Origin of the sequence: Pollutimonas rozaliensis (genome assembly GCF_048751585.1) — a bacterium.
GTDB lineage: Bacteria > Pseudomonadota > Gammaproteobacteria > Burkholderiales > Burkholderiaceae_B.
On the sequence record NZ_JAZHOB010000274.1, the window covers coordinates 1 to 250 of the forward strand.

Genomic DNA, 250 nt, shown 5'->3' on the forward strand with positions numbered 1-250 from the left:
CTGGGCTCCGGAGCGTCACTATTTGCTCTATCCCAACCCATACCCAAAAGCAGGCCATCTAAAAATGCGCTGGCATGGTCATGCAGTTTTACCCACACTGTTGGCTCTTGGCGGGGCTCTTGAACTGCGCTCTAACTGGTCAATTTATGTTGAAGAGTTTGCCTTGGCAGTGGCTCAGGTGACAGGTAAGCAGGCTAGCGTTAGTGAGATTGCGCCTAAAGAGAACTATCTAACCCCGTTCGAAGCCAAG

Annotated in this window: 1 protein-coding gene; it reads left to right on the forward strand. The window is 51.2% G+C overall.

Annotated elements, in window-relative coordinates; genetic code table 11:
- Window positions 1-22: 22 nt before the first annotated feature.
- On the forward strand, window positions 23-250 hold a 228-nt coding region (locus V0R37_RS22885; RefSeq protein WP_489685827.1), incomplete at its 3' end, for a class I SAM-dependent methyltransferase.